The organism is Domibacillus sp. F004 (assembly GCF_057814295.1).
The window spans coordinates 1-18160 of the sequence record NZ_JBVATB010000010.1 but is presented as its reverse complement, the minus strand read 5'-3'; the positions used below and the strand labels follow the sequence as shown (position 1 = coordinate 18160).

Sequence of the window (18160 nt, the reverse complement as noted above, 5' to 3'; positions counted from 1 at the left end):
TTTGCACGATGAGCGAACGCAATCAGCGCAAAGTTTACACAGGCCGGGTTGTATCTGACAAAATGGATAAAACAGTAACGGTTGTTGTTGAAACATATAAAACACACTCTCTTTACGGAAAACGCGTAAAGTATTCTAAAAAGTATAAAGCTCATGATGAGAATAACGAAGCGAAAATCGGGGATGTAGTGCGTATTATGGAAACTCGCCCGCTTTCTGCAACAAAACGTTTCCGCCTTCTAGAAGTAGTGGAAAAAGCAGTCATCATCTAATTAATGTTCGGATAGATGTTAAAGTCCGAAAGGAGGTAACCTAAATGATCCAGCAAGAATCACGTTTAAAAGTAGCTGATAATTCTGGTGCACGTGAAGTATTAACGATTAAAGTTCTCGGTGGTTCTGGCCGTAAGACAGCTAATGTCGGTGATGTAATCGTGTGTACAGTAAAACAAGCAACACCAGGTGGCGTTGTCAAAAAAGGTGAAGTGGTAAAAGCGGTTATCGTTCGTACGAAACGTGGTGTTCGCCGTAATGACGGTTCTTACATCCGCTTCGATGAAAACGCGTGTGTTATCATTCGTGACGATAAGAGTCCACGTGGAACACGTATTTTCGGCCCGGTTGCCCGCGAACTTCGCGACAGCAATTTCATGAAGATTGTTTCCCTTGCTCCGGAAGTAATCTAATTGAATTGAACAAATAAAAGGTTAATCAAGGAGGTGCGCAACATGCACGTGAAAAAAGGCGATAAAGTCATGGTAATCACAGGTAAAGATAAAGGCAAAACAGGAGTTATTCTTGCTGCTTTTCCTAAAAAAGACCGTGTCCTTGTTGAAGGTATTAACATCGTGAAAAAACACGCAAAACCTTCACAACTGAATCCGCAAGGCGGCATTCTAAGCCAAGAGGCACCTATTCACGTATCCAATGTAATGATATTGGATCCGAAAACGAATGAACCTACTCGCGTAGGGTACAAAGATGTGGACGGCAAGAAAGTCCGCGTAGCTAAAAAATCCGGTGAAACTTTAGATAAATAATAGTGCTAAGAAGGGAGGTATTCTAAGTGAACCGCCTTAAAGAAAAATATCAAAAAGAAATCACACCTGCTCTTGTGAGCAAGTTCAATTATAACTCTGTAATGCAAGTGCCTAAAGTTGAAAAAATCGTTGTAAACATGGGTGTTGGTGAAGCAGTTCAAAATGCAAAAGTATTGGATACAGCAGTTGAAGAACTTCAGCAAATCACTGGCCAAAAGCCAATGGTTACTCGTGCAAAAAACTCAATCGCGGGATTCCGTCTTCGTGAAGGTATGCCAATCGGTGCGAAAGTAACTCTTCGCGGCGAGCGCATGTACGAATTCCTTGATAAACTTGTTTCTGTTTCACTTCCACGTGTACGTGATTTCCGAGGCGTTTCTAAAAAAGCGTTCGACGGTCGCGGTAACTACACATTGGGTGTTAAAGAACAGTTAATTTTCCCTGAGATTGATTACGATAAAGTATCAAAAGTACGTGGCATGGATATCGTCATCGTTACTACAGCTAACACAGACGAAGAAGCTCGTGAATTGTTAACACAAATTGGAATGCCGTTCCAAAAGTAATCGCTATATAAGGGAGGCGAAAACGTGGCTAAAAAATCAATGATTGCGAAACAAAAACGTACGCAAAAATTTAAAGTGCAAGAGTACACACGCTGCGAACGTTGTGGGCGTCCACACTCTGTATTACGCAAATTTAAACTTTGCCGTATTTGTTTCCGTGAACTAGCTTATAAAGGTCAAATTCCTGGCGTTAAAAAAGCCAGCTGGTAATACACTGATTCCGGAAGGAGGTAAAAAAAATGGTTATGACAGATCCAATTGCTGACTTGCTGACTCGCATTCGTAATGCGAACATGGTTCGTCACGAAAAACTGGAAGTACCTGCTTCCAACATTAAACGTGAAATTGCTAATATTCTTAAACGTGAAGGTTTTGTCCGTGATGTTGAATTCATCGAAGATGACAAACAAGGTGTTATCCGTATTTTCTTGAAATATAGTGGCAATGAGCGTGTAATCACAGGCTTGAAGCGTATTTCTAAACCAGGACTTCGTGTATATGCGAAAGCTGACGAGGTACCACGTGTTCTTAACGGACTTGGTATTGCAATTATTTCTACATCAACAGGTGTAGTTACTGATAAAGAAGCCCGCGCTAAACAAGTAGGCGGAGAAGTACTCGCTTACGTTTGGTAATAATTTTTCAACGAATGGAGGTGCAAAACTATGTCACGCGTAGGAAAAAAGCCAATCGAATTGCCGGAAGGCGTTACGATTGCAAATAATAAAAATGAACTTACTGTCAAAGGTCCTAAGGGAGAATTGATTCGTCAGTTTAATAAAGATTTGACGATTGAAGTAGAAGGTAACACTGTTACAGTAAGCCGTCCTTCAGACTCAAAAGAACACCGTACAATCCATGGAACAACCCGCGCTCTTCTCTCTAATATGATTGAGGGTGTATCGAAAGGATTCGAAAGAAACCTTGAGTTGGTTGGTGTAGGTTATCGTGCTCAAAAACAAGGAACTAAACTTGTTTTGAACGTAGGCTATTCTCACCCAGTGGAATTTGAAGCGGAAAGTGGTATCGAAATCGAAGTGCCTGTAAACACAAAAATCAATATTAAAGGCATCGATAAAGAACGCGTTGGCGCAATTGCTGCTAACATCCGTCAAGTTCGTCCTCCTGAACCGTACAAAGGTAAAGGAATTCGCTATGAAGGTGAACATGTACGACGTAAAGAAGGTAAAACAGGTAAATAATGCCGCGTAGGCAACGGAAAGGAGTGACCTCGGGATGATTACAAAACCTGATAAAAATAAAACGCGTAAAAGACGCCATGCTCGTGTTCGTGCAAAAATTGCTGGAACAGAGGCGCGTCCACGCTTGAACGTTTTCCGTTCTAACAAACATCTATATGCTCAATTGATTGATGATGCAAATGGTGTTACACTTGCAAGTGCTTCAACTATTGAAAAAGATTTCGGTCTTGAATCAACAGGCAACCAGGAAGCTGCTGCGAAAGTAGGAGAATTACTGGCTAAACGTGCAACTGAAAAAGGTGTTGCTTCTGTTGTATTCGATCGTGGGGGCTACCTTTATCATGGCCGCGTTAAAGCTTTAGCTGACGCCGCACGTGAAAATGGCCTTGAATTCTAAATAAAAGGAGGGACACATTTAATGCGTCGCATTGATCCAAACAAACTCGAACTTGAAGAACGCGTAGTAACGGTCAACCGTGTGGCGAAAGTCGTGAAAGGCGGACGCCGTTTCCGCTTCACAGCACTCGTTGTCGTTGGCGATAAAAATGGTAATGTAGGCTTTGGAACTGGTAAAGCGCAAGAGGTTCCAGATGCTATTCGTAAAGCAATTGAAGATGCGAAAAAGAACCTTGTATTTGTACCGATGGTTGGCACAACATTGCCACATCAAGTAATTGGACATTATGGTGCAGGTGAAGTTTTATTGAAACCTGCTTCTGAAGGTACAGGAGTTATCGCAGGCGGACCTGTCCGTGCGGTACTCGAACTTGCTGGTGTTGGTGATATTCTCTCCAAATCACTTGGTTCAAACACGCCAATTAACATGGTTCGTGCTACAATCGAAGGATTAAAAGAACTTAAAACAGCTGAAGAGGTTGCAAAACTTCGTGGCAAGTCTGTAGAAGAACTGTTAGGATAAGGAGGGAATCACAATGGCTGAAAAATTACAAATTACCCTCACTCGCAGCCTGATCGGACGTACGCAAGATCAGCGCGACACTGTTAAGGCACTTGGTCTTCGCAAAATGCATCAGACAGTTGAGCAAAATGACAACACAGCAATTCGCGGTATGATTAATAAAGTGTCTCATCTTGTGACTGTTACAGAAAAATAATTTTATTTTATAGAACAAGGAGGTGCACAAGGATGAAACTTCATGAATTGAAACCAGCTGAAGGTTCTCGTAAAGAACGTAATCGCGTTGGCCGCGGAACCGGTTCTGGCAACGGAAAAACGTCAGGTAAAGGTCATAAAGGTCAAAACGCACGTTCTGGCGGCGGTGTACGTCTAGGATTTGAAGGCGGACAGACACCTTTATTCCGTCGTTTACCTAAACGCGGTTTTACAAATGTGAATCGTAAAGATTATGCAGTTGTAAATATCGATACATTGAATCGTTTTGAAGAAGGTACAGAAGTTACACCTGAACTGCTTATCGAAAACGGCATTGTGAAAAGCGAAAAAGCAGGAATTAAAATTCTTGCGAACGGCAACGTAGAGAAAAAGCTGACTGTTAAAGCTCACAAATTCTCTGCTGCTGCGAAAGAAGCAATTGAAGCGGCTGGCGGTAAGACTGAGGTGGTCTAATGTTTCGCACAATCTCCAATTTTATGCGTGTGGGTGATATAAGGAATAAAATTATATTTACCCTTCTTATGTTAATCGTGTTCCGTATTGGTACATTCGTTCCAGTACCGTTTGTGAATGCGGATGTTCTCCGCAATCAGGAACAGGCTGGTTTGATTGGATTTCTGAATACATTCGGTGGAGGAGCTTTACAAAACTTCTCGATTCTTGCAATGGGAATCATGCCTTACATTACTGCATCCATCATTGTGCAACTTTTGCAAATGGATGTTGTACCAAAGTTCACTGAATGGTCGAAGCAAGGTGATGTTGGACGGCGTAAATTGACTCAGTTTACGCGTTATTTCACAATTGTTCTTGGATTTATTCAAGGTCTTGGTATGTCATACGGGTTTAACCGTTTGTATGGCGGAATGCTTGTCGAAAACAACAGTTTAGCTGGCTATTTGTTAATTGCACTTGTGCTAACGGCTGGAACAGCTTTTCTTATGTGGCTAGGCGAGCAAATTACCGCTAAAGGAGTCGGCAATGGAATTTCGATTATCATTTTCGCAGGGATTGTTGCGGCAATTCCAGGGGCAGTAAATCAAATTTATGCGCAACAAATCCAAGGAGCGGGCGATCAGCTCTTCCTGCGCATTGTTGTTCTGTTTTTGATCTTACTTGCAGTACTGGCAATTGTTGTGGGAGTTATTTTCTTCCAGCAGGCGTTGAGAAAAATTCCAATTCAATATGCAAAGCGTGTTGGAGCAGGCGGTACGACGCCAATGGGTAGCCAGTCTACTCATCTTCCATTGAAAGTAAATGCTGCAGGGGTTATCCCAGTTATCTTTGCTATCTCATTTTTGATTACCCCTCAAACTATTGGTTCTTTTTTTGGATCAAATGATGTAACAACAACGATACAAAACATCTTTGATTACACGAAACCGATCGGGATGACCATTTATGTAGCATTGATTGTGGCGTTTACGTATTTCTATGCTTTCATTCAAGTAAACCCTGAACAAGTCGCAGACAATTTAAAAAAACAGGGTGGATATATTCCTGGCATTCGTCCAGGAAAGAACACACAGGATTATTTGACGAACGTGCTTTACCGACTAACATTTGTCGGTGCAATATTCCTTTCAGCCGTTGCTGTGCTGCCAGTTTTCTTCATTCAATTCGCGGGTCTTCCACCAGCGGCGCAAATCGGCGGTACTAGTCTTTTGATCGTCGTCGGTGTGGCACTTGAAACAATGAAGCAGCTTGAAGCGCAACTTGTAAAGCGTCATTATAAAGGCTTTATGAAGTAGGCACGGTGAAGTGTGACTTCACTCTAATCATACTGAGAGGGGAATATCAATGAATCTCGTGTTAATGGGATTGCCGGGTGCCGGTAAAGGTACTCAGGCAGAGAAAATTGTTGAAAAGTACGGTGTTCCGCACATTTCAACAGGTGACATGTTCCGTGCTGCAATGAAAGATGAAACGGAACTAGGCCTAAAAGCAAAATCATTTATGGATAAAGGAGAACTTGTTCCCGATGAAGTAACAATCGGAATTGTGAACGAGCGCCTTGCACAAGCTGACTGCGCAAAAGGATTCCTTCTTGATGGATTTCCTCGTACCGTTGCTCAAGCAGAAGCGCTGGAAGAAATTCTTGCAAACCTTGACCGTAAAATTGATTACGTCATTAATATTTTTGTCGATAAAGACATTTTAATGGGACGCTTGACGGGCCGACGCATATGCAAAAGTTGCGGTGCGACGTATCATCTTGAATTTAATCCGCCATCTGAGGGAGATAAGTGCGACCGCTGCGGCGGCGAACTTTATCAACGTGCAGATGACAATGCAGAAACGGTTCAAAACCGCCTTGACGTAAATTTAAAGCAAACAGAACCGTTGCTTGCTTTTTATCGCGAAAAAGGATATTTGAAAAACATTAACGGCCAGCAAGATATCAATGTTGTCTTTGAAAACATTGATCAGCTACTTGAAGGCCTACGTAAATAATGATCATTTGTAAAACCCCTCGAGAACTGGAGATTATGAAAGAAGCGGGGTATATTGTTGCGCTAACACACCAGGAATTGCAAAAATATATCTCCCCCGGTATAAGTACGATAGAGTTAGATGCTATCGCTGAAACATGTATTAGACGTCACGGTGCAACACCCTCTTTTAAAGGCTATAATGGTTTCCCTGGAAGTATATGTGCCTCAGTAAATGAAGAACTTGTACATGGGATTCCAAGTGATCGTCGTTTAAAAGAAGGCGATATAATCAGCGTTGATATCGGTGCTTATTACAAGGGCTATCATGGCGACTCGGCCTGGACATACGCTGTCGGTCGGATTGTACCCGAAACAGAGAAACTTCTCGAAGTAACAGAGGAATCGCTTTACGTGGGGCTGGGTGAAGCGAAACCGGGTGAACATCTTTCAGACATCTCCCATGCGATTCAAACGTATGTGGAATCGAATGGCTTTTCAATCGTTCGTGAGTATGTTGGGCATGGTGTCGGACAAAACCTTCATGAGGCTCCGCAAATTCCTCATTACGGTCCACCGGGTAAAGGTCCATTGCTAAAACCCGGAATGGTGCTCGCGATCGAACCGATGGTCAATGCCGGTCGTCGTTATGTAAAGACACTTGAGGATAATTGGACTGTCATTACACAGGATGGAAAAATGTGTGCTCATTTTGAACATACAATTGCGATAACTGAAACAGGCTTCGACATTTTGACGAAAGTATGATGGCAAAAGCCACTCGGATGAAAAGTGAAGGGAGATGAAAAAATGGCGAAAGATGATGTAATTGAAATTGAAGGTACGGTCACTGAAACTTTACCAAACGCCATGTTTAAGGTGGAATTGGAAAACGGACATACGATTTTAGCTCACGTTTCAGGTAAAATTCGTATGCATTTTATCCGTATCTTACCTGGTGATAAAGTAACAGTAGAACTTTCACCTTATGATTTAACACGCGGACGGATCACGTACCGTTACAAATAACATTTATGGCGCTCCGGACTATGAAGGAGGTTGGAGAAATGAAAGTAAGACCATCAGTAAAGCCAATCTGTGAGAAATGTAAAGTCATTCGCAGACGCGGCAAAGTTATGGTTATTTGTGAAAACCCTAAGCATAAACAAAAACAAGGCTAATATTAAAGGAGGTGCACATTTTATGGCACGTGTAGCAGGTGTTGATATTCCACGCGACAAGCGTGTAGTTATCTCATTAACTTATATTTTTGGTGTAGGCAGACCGACTTCTAAGCAAGTTCTTGCTGAAGCAGGCGTTTCTGAAGATACGCGCGTTCGTGATTTGACGGAAGATGAATTGAACAAAATCCGTGAAGTTATTGACCGCTTGAAAGTAGAGGGTGACCTTCGTCGTGAAGTATCTCTTAACATTAAACGTTTGATGGAAATCGGTTCATTCCGTGGTATCCGTCACCGTCGCGGACTTCCAGTACGTGGGCAAAATACAAAAAACAATGCGCGTACTCGTAAAGGGCCGCGTAAAACTGTAGCTAACAAGAAAAAATAATTAGTAAAGGAGGCAGAATGTAGACATGGCTCGTAAACAACAATCTCGTAAGCGTCGTGTGAAAAAGAATATTGAATCTGGTATTGCACACATCCGCTCAACATTCAACAACACAATTGTAACAATTACTGACGTTCATGGTAACGCTCTAGCATGGTCAAGTGCAGGTGCTCTAGGATTTAGAGGATCACGTAAATCTACTCCGTTTGCTGCTCAAATGGCTGCTGAAACAGCTGCTAAAGCCTCAATCGAACATGGTATGAAAACTCTTGAAGTAACAGTTAAAGGACCTGGTTCTGGTCGTGAAGCAGCAATTCGTGCTCTTCAAGCAGCTGGTCTTGAAGTTACAGCTATTAAAGACGTAACGCCGGTTCCACATAATGGCTGTCGTCCTCCAAAACGTCGCCGTGTTTAATCTTCCTGTATAAAGGATAACTATTCCGGTTATAATGGAAAATTGACTGTTTTGATTCAGGAATTGACCAATTGTTATGTAAAATCGGGAATGGTAAACATGGAGAGTTTCGGCTTGCCGGAATTTTGACGTATTCAAGGAGGGGAAATGGAATGATCGAAATTGAAAAGCCAAAAATTGAAACGGTTGAGATCAGCGATGATGCTACATTTGGAAAGTTCGTCGTGGAACCACTTGAACGCGGATATGGTACAACTCTAGGTAACTCCTTGCGTCGTATCTTATTATCCTCACTTCCTGGTGCCGCGGTCACTGCCATTCATATTGATGGAGTGCTTCACGAATTCTCAACAATTGAGGGCGTCGTAGAAGATGTTACATCGATCATTTTGAATATCAAAAAACTAGCGTTGAAGATTTATTCCGATGAGGAAAAAACGCTTGAAATCGATGTACAGGGTCAAGGAACCGTAACGGCTGCCGATATTACCCACGACAGTGATGTGGAAATTTTAAATCCGGATTTACATATTGCGACCTTGGGTGAAAATGCTAACTTCCGTATGAGATTAACGGCACAACGCGGCAGAGGGTACAACCGGGCTGATCACAATAAAAAAGAAGATCATCCAATCGGCGTCATTGCGATCGACTCCATCTATACACCAGTTTCCCGCGTGAATTTCCAAGTGGAAAAAACTCGCGTTGGACAGCTTGCCAACTTTGATAAATTATCATTAGACGTATGGACAGATGGCAGTATCGGACCGAAAGAAGCGATTTCTTTAGGAGCAAAAATCTTAACAGAACATCTTAATATTTTCGTGGGACTGACTGATGAAGCACAGCATGCAGAAATTATGGTAGAAAAAGAAGAAGATCAGAAAGAAAAAGTACTTGAGATGACGATCGAAGAACTTGATCTTTCGGTGCGTTCTTATAACTGCCTGAAGCGTGCTGGTATTAATACTGTTCAAGAACTTGCGAATAAGAGTGAAGACGATATGATGAAAGTCCGTAACCTTGGCCGTAAATCGCTTGAAGAAGTAAAAGCGAAATTGGATGAGCTTGGTCTCAGCTTACGAAAAGAAGATTAATTTACGACATCAATAAAGGAGGGTATCTTCATGGGTTACAGAAAGCTAGGACGTACAAGCGCTCAGCGCAAAGCGATGCTCCGCGATCTTACAACAGATCTCATCATTAGTGAACGCATCGAAACGACTGAAACACGCGCGAAGGAATTGCGTTCAGTTGTTGAAAAAATGATTACACTAGGTAAACGTGGTGACTTGCATGCCCGCCGTCAGGCTGCTGCATATCTTCGTCACGAAGTCGCATCTACTGTTGAAGTAGAGAAAAACGGCAAAACAAAAGAGCAGCCAGTATATGCTCTTCAAAAATTATTTGATGATGTTGCACCGCGCTATACAGAGCGTCAAGGTGGTTACACTCGTATTATGAAGATTGGTCCACGCCGCGGCGATGGCGCACCAATGGTCATTATTGAGCTCGTTTAATAGCCAGTAAGACCGCGAAATGGGCAAAACAAAACAAATATTGCTTTGTTTTGTCTTTTTTATATGTATATAGAGCCGTTTGCTCTCATTCAACAAGCTTAGAGCGTTATGATGGGCGTACCACAGGCACTATGTATGTCCCGTCTAGCTCATGCACCCCCAACCAAGGCCGCAAGCAGCGGCAAGAATGTTTATTCTTCGGTTCGGGGTGCGGGCTTTTTTTGTTTTGCATGCAACAGGGAGGAACAGTATGAATACAATAGTCATTTCAATCAAAGGGGTTACTTATCAATACCCCGATCAGGAATCATTTGCCTTACATAATGTCTCATTAGACGTGTATGAAGGCGAATGGCTGGCGATTGTAGGCCACAATGGATCCGGTAAATCAACACTTGCTAAGATGTTGAATGGTCTTCACTATCCGTCTGAGGGTACAATTATGATTGGTGGGTATGCACTCAATGAAGAAAATGTTTGGTCTGTTCGTGAAAAACTAGGAATGGTTTTTCAAAATCCAGATAATCAATTCGTTGGAACAACAGTTCAGGATGATGTGGCTTTTGGTTTAGAAAATAATGGTGTTGAACAGAGTGCCATGCAGGAGCGGGTTTTCGCCTCTCTTGAAAAGGTAGGCATGCTGGCTTTTCTGAATCAAGAGCCGCATCATCTTTCTGGTGGACAGAAACAGCGCGTGGCGATAGCCGGTGTGATTGCTTTGCGACCGGACATTATTTTGTTAGATGAAGCAACATCGATGCTTGATCCGCTTGGACGTGAAGAAGTGATGAATACTGTTCGTGAATTGAATAAAAAAGAAGGACTGACCGTTATTTCGATTACGCATGATCTGGAGGAAGCAGCAAAAGCAGATCGTGTGATTGTTTTAAATGAGGGCAGGCTGTATACGGAGGGAACACCACAACGTATTTTTCAATTGGATAACGAACTTTTGAATCTTGGTCTTGGTGTACCATTTGCTGTCCAAATGAGTCAATTGCTGGCAGATGAAGGTCTAGAGCTGTCTCAGCGTCATTTTAATGAAGAAGAGCTGGTGAATGAATTATGGACATTAAACTTCGAGATGTAGAATACCGATATGCTGCTGGTACACCATTTGAACGGCCAGCCATTGCTGATGTGTCGTTTCATATTCCTTCTGGCCAGTATGTTGCTATTATCGGTCATACAGGCTCGGGTAAATCAACTGTTCTTCAGCATTTAAATGTGCTCCTTAAACCATTGCATGGGGAAATAGAGATCGGCAGTCGTACAATAATTGCGGGGCGGAAGGAAAAGAACTTAAAAGAGATCCGCCGCCGTGTTGGTATTGTTTTTCAATTTCCAGAACATCAGTTATTTGAAGAAACAGTGGAAAAGGATATTTGCTTTGGACCGATAAATTTTGGTGCAACAGAAAACGATGCGAAGGAACGGGCGCTTGAAGCAGTCCGTCTTGTCGGTCTGTCGGAAGATGTGCTTAAGAAATCTCCGTTTGATTTATCTGGTGGACAAATGAGGCGGGTTGCGATAGCTGGTGTGCTGGCAATGAGGCCAGACGTTCTCGTACTCGATGAACCGACAGCGGGACTTGATCCACGCGGTCGACAGGAAATCATGGACATGTTCACAAGATTGCAGAAGACAAACGGGCTAACATGTGTGTTGGTTACTCACAGTATGGAAGATGCAGCACGTTATGCGGATAAAATCGTTATTATGCATAAAGGGCGTGTTTATCGCACTGGCACCCCGCGCGATATTTTTCATGATGCAGCTGGTTTAAAGAGTATCGGTCTTGATATACCAGAAACAGTACGGTTTCAACAGTTATTTGAAAAGAAACTTGACCGGCCGCTTGATAAGGTTTGTTTAACGCCTGAAGAATTAGCTGCAGAAATAGGTAAACTGCGTGGTGAAAGAGTATGATGATGGAGAAAATTATTTTGGGCCGCTATTTGCCAGCCGACTCTGCTATACATCGTATGGATCCACGTGCAAAGCTATTGTTTATTTTTGCATTTGTCGGTATCGTTTTTTTGGCGAATAACGCTGTCACATACGCATTGCTCGCTGCATTTACTATTTTGATTGTCTGTTTATCAAAAGTGAAACTGCGTTTTTTAATTGGGGGCCTTAAGCCAGTTCTCTTCCTCGTACTGTTTACATTCTTATTGCACGTTTTTTTTACAAAAGAGGGAGATGTTTTGGCACAAGTAGGCTTTTTGACAATTTATAAAGGCGGTGTTCTAAAAGGACTCTTTATTTCACTGCGTTTTTTGCTGCTCATTTTTGTAACATCACTACTTACGCTGACGACGCCGCCTATATCGGTGACCGATGGAATCGAGTCTTTATTTGGTCCATTAAAAAAGGTCAAAGTACCGGTGCATGAATTGGCGCTCATGATGTCTATTTCACTCCGATTTATCCCAACATTGCTTGATGAAACAGATAAAATTATGAAAGCACAAATGGCTCGGGGAGTTGACTTTTCAAGTGGATCTATTCAAGATCGGATTAAAGCAATTATCCCTCTTTTAATACCATTGTTTGTGAGCGCTTTTAAACGTGCGGAGGAGCTTGCAGTGGCCATGGAAGCACGTGGTTATAAAGGCGGCGAAGGCCGGACGAAATACCGTTTACTGCACTGGAGCATGCGCGATACGATAGCGATGCTTTTTCTCGTTATCCTATCCGCTGCTCTGTTCATATTAAGGAGCTAATGGGAGAGATCAAGTTGAGACGGATAAAATGTGAGCTCATGTATGATGGTTCGCGCTTTTCTGGTTATCAGTCGCAGTTGAACGGCCGGACCGTGCAGCAGGAGCTTGAAAAGGCCTTATATGCTATCCATAAAAAAACATCTATTAAAACACATGCATCTGGCCGGACAGACGCAGGTGTACACGCATATGGACAGGTCGTTCATTTTGACACACCGATCCATATGCCAGCAGAAAGGTGGGCAAGAGCGCTTAATGGTGAGCTTTCAGCTGATATTTCGGTAAAGAAGACAGAAGAAGTGCTAGACTCATTTCATGCACGCTATTCTGTTAAAGGAAAGGAATACCGTTACCGCATTTATCGAACACCTTTCCGGGATCCGTTTCGGAATGTCTACGCCTATCATTATCCCTATCCGCTTGATGTGAGACGGATGAAAGAAGCGGCTCTTCATTTAATTGGTGAACACGACTTTACCTCTTTTTGTTCGGCGAAAACGGATAAAGAAAATAAAGTACGGATCATAAAGGATATTACATTTATTGAAAAGGACAACGATCTTGAAGTGAGATTCGTTGGTAATGGATTTTTGTACAATATGGTTCGGATTATAGTGGGAACATTAATAAAAGCGGGCAATGGACGCATTGAACCTGCTGATGTGGCTGTTATTTTGGCTGAGCGTGACCGGAAGTATGCAGGCCAGACAGCACCGGCAGCGGGGTTATATTTATGGGAAGTTTTTTATTGAAATGCATGGCAACTAAACCGAGTGTTGCATTTTTTCTTGACAATAAATTAAAGACAATATATTATAGCATATGGTATGTTATTTGACCCCACGATAAGCCCCGGAAGTTTATTCGTGATATAAATACATGGAACCGTAAAATATTAACAAATCAGGAGGGTAAACAATGCGTACGACTTATATGGCCAAAGCAAGCGAAATCGAGCGTAAATGGTTCGTGATCGATGCTGAAGGCAAAACATTGGGCCGCCTATCAAGCGAAGTAGCATCTATTTTGCGCGGCAAACATAAACCAACTTTCACACCGCACGTTGACACTGGTGATAACGTCATCATCCTCAACGCTTCTAAAATTGAATTGACAGGTAACAAACTTCAAGGGAAAATTTACTACCGTCACAGCATGTATCCAGGTGGTTTGAAAACACGTACAGCACAGGATATGCGTGATAAAAACCCTGAAAGAATGCTTGAGCTTGCTATTAAAGGCATGCTTCCAAAAGGTTCTTTAGGCCGTCAAATGTTCAAAAAACTTCACGTATACGCTGGAGCAGAGCATAAGCACGAAGCACAACAACCGGAAGTTTACGAACTTCGCGGATAATAAATATTAAAAGGAGGAAATGACATTGTCACAAGTTCAATACTTAGGCACAGGACGCCGTAAAAGTTCAGTAGCCCGTGTACGTCTCGTACCAGGCGAAGGTAAAATTCTAATCAATGGCCGTACTGCTGAAGATTATATTCCATTTGAAGCGTTGCGTACTGTAATCAACCAGCCGCTTGTTGCGACTGAAACAGGAAGCAGCTATGATGTACATGTAAATGTAAACGGAGGCGGCTACACAGGCCAAGCAGGAGCGATCCGCCACGGTATCGCCCGTGCTCTTTTGCAAGTTGATCCAGAATATCGCCCAACACTTAAACGTGCAGGCTATCTTACACGTGACGCCCGTGCGAAAGAACGTAAAAAATACGGTCTTAAAGGCGCTCGTCGCGCACCTCAGTTCTCAAAACGTTAATTTTTCGTTTTCAAAAATCCTTTCTCCAACATGGAGAAAGGATTTTTTTCATTTACAGGAAATTTCGTTCATATACTGTTCGTGACGGGAGGGACTGTTGATGAAGCGGATTGTCACTGTAATTCTTCTAATTGCTATCGCTGCCTTTTATTATCAAGATATTAAACCTGTTTTTAATGCGTGGAAGTTACCACTTACGGGTCTGACAATTATGATCGATCCAGGACACGGGGGGATAGATGGAGGAGCGGGAGATGAAGACGCACTGGAGAAAGACATCGCATTATCCGTTTCTGAAAAGCTAAGGGATTATTTAAATGGGCAGGGAGCAGTCGTGTTAATGACAAGAGAAGAAGATAAAGATCTGGCGGGGGAAGAAGAGAAGAGCGTTCGCACACGAAAAACCGAAGACTTGCAGAAAAGAAGCCGGCTAATAAATGAGTCGCGTGCCGACATGTTTATTAGTGTTCATTTAAATGCCATCCCATCAGAAAGGTGGCGCGGATCTCAAACGTTTTATGCTTCTCGCCTGCCTGAAAATAAAAAAATAGCGACATCCATTCAGCGTGAGCTGACAGTTAATCTTGAAAATACAGATCGGAAGCCTGCGGAAATTGGACATGTGTATATTTTAAAAGAAGCAACTATACCGGGAGCACTTGTCGAAATCGGGTTTTTATCAAATCAAGAAGAACGTCGCCTTCTCTTAAATCAAGAGTACCAGGATAAAACAGCGGCTTCCATATCACGTGGTATATTGCGTTATTTTGAAAGCCAGTAACCGTTATCCATCCTTCATTTACACGATTATGGTATACTGAATAAATGAAGAATACAAGTGAAGGATGGTGCTCCCTATGATTACAGAAGCGCGAGTACGCGATATTTTGAATGCCCTTGAAGACCCTTTTTTACATAAAACCCTTGCGGAAACGGGCGGCATTGAAGAGATTGCAATAAAAGAAGAGCAAAATCATGTGAGCGTGAAAATTGCTATCGCTCAAACGGGAACTCCTGAACAGTTGCAATTGCAAATGCGTATTGTCAATTCGTTAAAAGAAGCGGGTGTTGGAACAGTAGGCCTGCGTTTTAACGAACTATCTGAAGAGAAAATAGCTCAATTTCGTGGTGCAGATGCTGGAGAGAAAGATGAGGGGCTGCTTTCTCCAAATAGTGAGACTGTCTTTTTAGCCATTGCTAGTGGTAAAGGAGGCGTTGGAAAATCAACCGTATCCGTCAACTTAGCGATCTCACTTGCCCGTCTTGGCAAAAAAGTTGGCCTTGTTGATGCAGATATTTATGGATTCAGTGTACCGGATATGATGGGGATTACAACTCGTCCGGTCGTTCGCGGTGAAAAAATAATCCCGGTTGAACGATTCGGTGTAAAAGTCATTTCAATGGGTTTTTTCGTTGATGATAATGCACCAGTTATCTGGCGTGGCCCAATGCTTGGCAAAATGTTGAACAACTTTTTTCAGGAAGTAGAGTGGGGCGATCTTGATTACTTGTTACTTGATTTGCCGCCAGGAACAGGGGATGTCGCGCTTGACGTTCATACAATGCTCCCGCACTGTAAAGAAGTAATTGTGACGACACCGCATCCGACTGCTGCATTTGTGGCAGCGCGTGCAGGGGCAATGGCATTGCAAACAGAACATGAATTAGTCGGGGTTATTGAAAATATGGCTTATTTCGAAAGTAAATCAACGGGTGAAAAAGAGTATATCTTCGGTAAAGGCGGCGGTGATAAGCTGGCTGATGAATTACGAACAGAAGTGCTTGGGCGTCTGCCGCTTCAGCAGCCAGACTGGAATGAAGTGGACTTTGCTCCATCTGTATATGCAGAAGATCATCCGCTTGGCGAAATTTATCAAGAAATTGCCGCCAAACTCGATACAAAACTAGCTTCAAAGTAAACAGCTTCCGGGTCGATGACCCGGAAGCTGTTTACTTTAGAAAAGACAAAAATTGTCCACGTCTCTTAACCTTTCTTTTTCACTAGTGTATTGTTACAATCGAAGGAGAAGAATATACAGGGGGATTTATGCGTGGGTATACGAAACTGGATACGATTTTTTACACATACATTACTGCTTGGTGGAGCAGTTACTGGTGTTTTAGGCTTTATTATCCGCTGGGATGAGTTTTCACCACTTTTCATGAATGGTGAATGGAAGGAAATGCTGTCAGTTCTTGCCTGGCTGATCGGTGTTGGCTTTACATTTAGTGTTATTAGTCAGATGGGATTCTTTGCTTACTTAACAATTCATCAGTTTGGCCTAGGGTTGTTTCGCGCATACTGGAACTTTATCCAGATGGCACTAATCATTGTCGTGCTGTTCGACCTTGTTTATTTCCGATTTGAAGCGTTCGGCGGCGAAGGAGAAGCAATCAGTTCATATTTAATTTTAGCAGCCGTATTATTCATTATCGGCCTCCTAGTTGCCTGGCTAAAAGGAAAAGGGAAAAATAAGAATGTTTTCATTGCAGCGTTGTTTTTTATGGTTGTTGTTACAACGCTTGAGTGGCTTCCGGTTTTGCAGGCAAATGAAGAAAGCTGGCTCTATTTAATGCTTTTTACATTATTGCCGTGCAATGCATTCCAGCTTTTAATGCTGCCAAAATACAATCAAAAAGTCTCAAAAGCCAAATAATTGGCCTTTGAGACTTTTTTCATGGGATATACTGAATCTTTGTATCTCCGCCAATCATTTCAGACAAGCTAATTAATTTTTCTTTCTTGGATAAGAGAGAAATCGATTTCTCCAGTGCAAGCTGGTTCTGGTCAGTGTTTAATAAAACAATATCTCCTTTACCTGTTTTTTTTATGAAAGAATTAGCGGATTGGCTACGTAAATCAACACTCCATTGTACAGGTACATAACCATGAGCAGCTGCAACTTGTAAAAGATTTTCGTGTTCCTTGCCATCTGCTGCCCGTAAAAAAACAATGTCCTTTTGGCCATATGAGGCAAGTATTTTTTTTACAGCATTAATTTCTTTAATGATCTTGTCCTCATTAGAAGAATCGGTAATCAGAACACCTATGTCAAATGCTCTGTCGACGAGTAATTTTGATGCTTTTGGATGATGTTTAAGCCAGGAGGAAGTAACAAAAAAAGAAGCCGTTGTTTCGTTTTTGATCAAGGCATGTACTAATTTCCCAATATTTTTTTCATGTTGATCCACATTTACTGTTAAAGAAATACCGTTTTGGCCGGCGTGAATATTATTGATAGCTCCATCCATGGAAATAACGGGGTATTCTTTTTGAGGCTGTGCAAATAAGAAAAAAAGACAGGCTGACATGAGAAAAAAAGCAACCCATTTTAATTGTTTGGCACGTATAAATAGGAATGGCGTCATTGTCATAGCCCCCGATTTAAAAAGGATTAAATAAAGTATATGAATGAAAAATAAAAAAATGCGAAAAAACAATTGACCTTTTATAGCGAAACATGTTAAATTAAATCTTGCCGTTGCGAAGACGCGAAGTTGCTGAAAAATGTTTTGAAAAAAATGTTGACAACAAAAGCGGCAAAATGTTAATATATAAAAGTCGCTGTCGAACAGCGCAATTGAACATTGAAAACTGAACAAAATCAATAAAAACGTCAACGTTTTAGTTTTAAATCTTATCTGGCAGATGCTTGTCATCTGCAGATAAACAAATGAGCAAGTCAAACACTTTTTGGAGAGTTTGATCCTGGCTCAGGACGAACGCTGGCGGCGTGCCTAATACATGCAAGTCGAGCGGACTTGACAGAGCTTGCTCTGTT

The 18160-nt window shown here is 42.1% G+C and carries 30 protein-coding genes and 1 rRNA gene; 30 read left to right on the top strand and 1 reads right to left on the bottom strand.

Features of this window, described 5'->3' with window-relative positions:
- The first annotated feature begins 8 nt into the window (after positions 1–8).
- From rpsQ to ACZYRN_RS17650, 29 genes are all read left to right on the top strand, one after another.
- Positions 9–272, top strand: coding sequence for a 30S ribosomal protein S17 (rpsQ, locus tag ACZYRN_RS17790; protein ID WP_488912949.1), 264 nt, complete (start codon positions 9–11; stop codon positions 270–272).
- Positions 273–316: 44 nt separating this feature from the next.
- Positions 317–685: a 50S ribosomal protein L14 gene (gene rplN, locus ACZYRN_RS17785; RefSeq protein WP_018395165.1), complete on the top strand. Its 369-nt coding sequence runs from the start codon at positions 317–319 to the stop codon at positions 683–685.
- Positions 686–727: 42 nt separating this feature from the next.
- Positions 728–1039 (top strand): 50S ribosomal protein L24, encoded by a 312-nt coding sequence (rplX, locus tag ACZYRN_RS17780; protein ID WP_488912948.1) that lies wholly within the window; start codon positions 728–730, stop codon positions 1037–1039.
- 26 nt (positions 1040–1065) lie between these two features.
- On the top strand, positions 1066–1605 hold the full coding sequence (gene rplE, locus ACZYRN_RS17775) for a 50S ribosomal protein L5 (RefSeq protein ID WP_488912947.1): 540 nt from the start codon (positions 1066–1068) through the stop codon (positions 1603–1605).
- A gap of 24 nt (positions 1606–1629) precedes the next feature.
- Positions 1630–1815 (top strand): 30S ribosomal protein S14, encoded by a 186-nt coding sequence (gene rpsN, locus ACZYRN_RS17770; protein ID WP_010285078.1) that lies wholly within the window; start codon positions 1630–1632, stop codon positions 1813–1815.
- 29 nt (positions 1816–1844) lie between these two features.
- Complete coding sequence (gene rpsH, locus ACZYRN_RS17765) at positions 1845–2240, top strand: 30S ribosomal protein S8 (RefSeq protein ID WP_018395168.1); 396 nt, start codon at positions 1845–1847, stop codon at positions 2238–2240.
- 30 nt (positions 2241–2270) lie between these two features.
- Positions 2271–2807: a 50S ribosomal protein L6 gene (gene rplF, locus ACZYRN_RS17760; RefSeq protein ID WP_488912946.1), complete on the top strand. Its 537-nt coding sequence runs from the start codon at positions 2271–2273 to the stop codon at positions 2805–2807.
- Between the two features lie 34 nt (positions 2808–2841).
- The gene (gene rplR / locus ACZYRN_RS17755; RefSeq protein WP_488912945.1) at positions 2842–3204 is read left to right on the top strand and encodes a 50S ribosomal protein L18; all 363 of its coding nucleotides are present in this window, start codon (positions 2842–2844) and stop codon (positions 3202–3204) included.
- Positions 3205–3225: 21 nt separating this feature from the next.
- Positions 3226–3726, top strand: a complete 501-nt coding sequence (gene rpsE / locus ACZYRN_RS17750; protein WP_488912944.1) for a 30S ribosomal protein S5 — start codon at positions 3226–3228, stop codon at positions 3724–3726.
- 13 nt (positions 3727–3739) lie between these two features.
- Complete coding sequence (gene rpmD, locus ACZYRN_RS17745; protein ID WP_488912943.1) at positions 3740–3922, top strand: 50S ribosomal protein L30; 183 nt, start codon at positions 3740–3742, stop codon at positions 3920–3922.
- A gap of 32 nt (positions 3923–3954) precedes the next feature.
- Entirely contained in the window at positions 3955–4395 is a 441-nt protein-coding gene (rplO, locus tag ACZYRN_RS17740) for a 50S ribosomal protein L15 (protein WP_488912942.1), read from the top strand.
- The gene (gene secY / locus ACZYRN_RS17735) at positions 4395–5693 is read left to right on the top strand and encodes a preprotein translocase subunit SecY (RefSeq protein WP_488912941.1); all 1299 of its coding nucleotides are present in this window, start codon (positions 4395–4397) and stop codon (positions 5691–5693) included. The genes rplO and secY overlap by 1 nt, the downstream gene beginning before the upstream one ends.
- Before the next feature lie 49 nt (positions 5694–5742).
- Positions 5743–6396 carry an adenylate kinase gene (locus ACZYRN_RS17730; protein WP_488912940.1) on the top strand — a complete coding sequence of 218 codons (654 nt, stop codon included), beginning with the start codon at positions 5743–5745 and terminating at the stop codon, positions 6394–6396.
- Positions 6396–7142, top strand: a complete 747-nt coding sequence (map, locus tag ACZYRN_RS17725) for a type I methionyl aminopeptidase (protein WP_488912939.1) — start codon at positions 6396–6398, stop codon at positions 7140–7142. Before ACZYRN_RS17730 ends, map begins: the two co-directional genes overlap by 1 nt.
- 42 nt (positions 7143–7184) lie before the next feature.
- A complete protein-coding gene (gene infA, locus ACZYRN_RS17720; RefSeq protein WP_018395177.1) occupies positions 7185–7403 on the top strand; it encodes a translation initiation factor IF-1 in 219 nt (72 codons plus the stop codon).
- A 38-nt stretch (positions 7404–7441) separates the two neighbouring features.
- Positions 7442–7555 carry a 50S ribosomal protein L36 gene (gene rpmJ / locus ACZYRN_RS17715; protein ID WP_000868344.1) on the top strand — a complete coding sequence of 38 codons (114 nt, stop codon included), beginning with the start codon at positions 7442–7444 and terminating at the stop codon, positions 7553–7555.
- Between the two features lie 22 nt (positions 7556–7577).
- Positions 7578–7943: a 30S ribosomal protein S13 gene (gene rpsM, locus ACZYRN_RS17710; protein WP_018395178.1), complete on the top strand. Its 366-nt coding sequence runs from the start codon at positions 7578–7580 to the stop codon at positions 7941–7943.
- A 25-nt stretch (positions 7944–7968) separates the two neighbouring features.
- Positions 7969–8358 (top strand): 30S ribosomal protein S11, encoded by a 390-nt coding sequence (gene rpsK, locus ACZYRN_RS17705; RefSeq protein WP_018395179.1) that lies wholly within the window; start codon positions 7969–7971, stop codon positions 8356–8358.
- A 152-nt stretch (positions 8359–8510) separates the two neighbouring features.
- On the top strand, positions 8511–9455 hold the full coding sequence (locus tag ACZYRN_RS17700) for a DNA-directed RNA polymerase subunit alpha (RefSeq protein ID WP_488912938.1): 945 nt from the start codon (positions 8511–8513) through the stop codon (positions 9453–9455).
- A 30-nt stretch (positions 9456–9485) separates the two neighbouring features.
- Positions 9486–9878 carry a 50S ribosomal protein L17 gene (gene rplQ, locus ACZYRN_RS17695; RefSeq protein ID WP_488912937.1) on the top strand — a complete coding sequence of 131 codons (393 nt, stop codon included), beginning with the start codon at positions 9486–9488 and terminating at the stop codon, positions 9876–9878.
- Between the two features lie 250 nt (positions 9879–10128).
- A complete protein-coding gene (locus tag ACZYRN_RS17690; RefSeq protein ID WP_488912936.1) occupies positions 10129–10968 on the top strand; it encodes an energy-coupling factor ABC transporter ATP-binding protein in 840 nt (279 codons plus the stop codon).
- Positions 10944–11807, top strand: a complete 864-nt coding sequence (locus ACZYRN_RS17685) for an energy-coupling factor ABC transporter ATP-binding protein (RefSeq protein ID WP_488912935.1) — start codon at positions 10944–10946, stop codon at positions 11805–11807. Before ACZYRN_RS17690 ends, ACZYRN_RS17685 begins: the two co-directional genes overlap by 25 nt.
- Positions 11807–12604: an energy-coupling factor transporter transmembrane component T family protein gene (locus ACZYRN_RS17680; RefSeq protein ID WP_488912980.1), complete on the top strand. Its 798-nt coding sequence runs from the start codon at positions 11807–11809 to the stop codon at positions 12602–12604. The genes ACZYRN_RS17685 and ACZYRN_RS17680 overlap by 1 nt, the downstream gene beginning before the upstream one ends.
- Before the next feature lie 14 nt (positions 12605–12618).
- Positions 12619–13356, top strand: coding sequence for a tRNA pseudouridine(38-40) synthase TruA (gene truA / locus ACZYRN_RS17675; protein WP_488912934.1), 738 nt, complete (start codon positions 12619–12621; stop codon positions 13354–13356).
- 166 nt (positions 13357–13522) lie between these two features.
- Positions 13523–13960 carry a 50S ribosomal protein L13 gene (rplM, locus tag ACZYRN_RS17670; RefSeq protein ID WP_018395186.1) on the top strand — a complete coding sequence of 146 codons (438 nt, stop codon included), beginning with the start codon at positions 13523–13525 and terminating at the stop codon, positions 13958–13960.
- Between the two features lie 25 nt (positions 13961–13985).
- Positions 13986–14378: a 30S ribosomal protein S9 gene (rpsI, locus tag ACZYRN_RS17665; protein WP_073712269.1), complete on the top strand. Its 393-nt coding sequence runs from the start codon at positions 13986–13988 to the stop codon at positions 14376–14378.
- Between the two features lie 100 nt (positions 14379–14478).
- Positions 14479–15159, top strand: coding sequence for an N-acetylmuramoyl-L-alanine amidase CwlD (gene cwlD, locus ACZYRN_RS17660; RefSeq protein WP_488912933.1), 681 nt, complete (start codon positions 14479–14481; stop codon positions 15157–15159).
- A 76-nt stretch (positions 15160–15235) separates the two neighbouring features.
- Positions 15236–16297 (top strand): Mrp/NBP35 family ATP-binding protein, encoded by a 1062-nt coding sequence (locus tag ACZYRN_RS17655; protein ID WP_488912932.1) that lies wholly within the window; start codon positions 15236–15238, stop codon positions 16295–16297.
- Between the two features lie 132 nt (positions 16298–16429).
- Positions 16430–17035: a KinB-signaling pathway activation protein gene (locus ACZYRN_RS17650; RefSeq protein ID WP_488912931.1), complete on the top strand. Its 606-nt coding sequence runs from the start codon at positions 16430–16432 to the stop codon at positions 17033–17035.
- A 19-nt stretch (positions 17036–17054) separates the two neighbouring features.
- Here ACZYRN_RS17650 and ACZYRN_RS17645 read toward each other — a convergent pair whose 3' ends face one another.
- Positions 17055–17747, bottom strand: coding sequence for a polysaccharide deacetylase family protein (locus tag ACZYRN_RS17645; protein WP_488912930.1), 693 nt, complete (start codon positions 17745–17747; stop codon positions 17055–17057).
- A 322-nt stretch (positions 17748–18069) separates the two neighbouring features.
- Between ACZYRN_RS17645 and ACZYRN_RS17640 the strand changes: the two genes are divergently transcribed.
- Positions 18070–18160 (top strand): 16S ribosomal RNA (locus tag ACZYRN_RS17640); the annotation flags it as partial.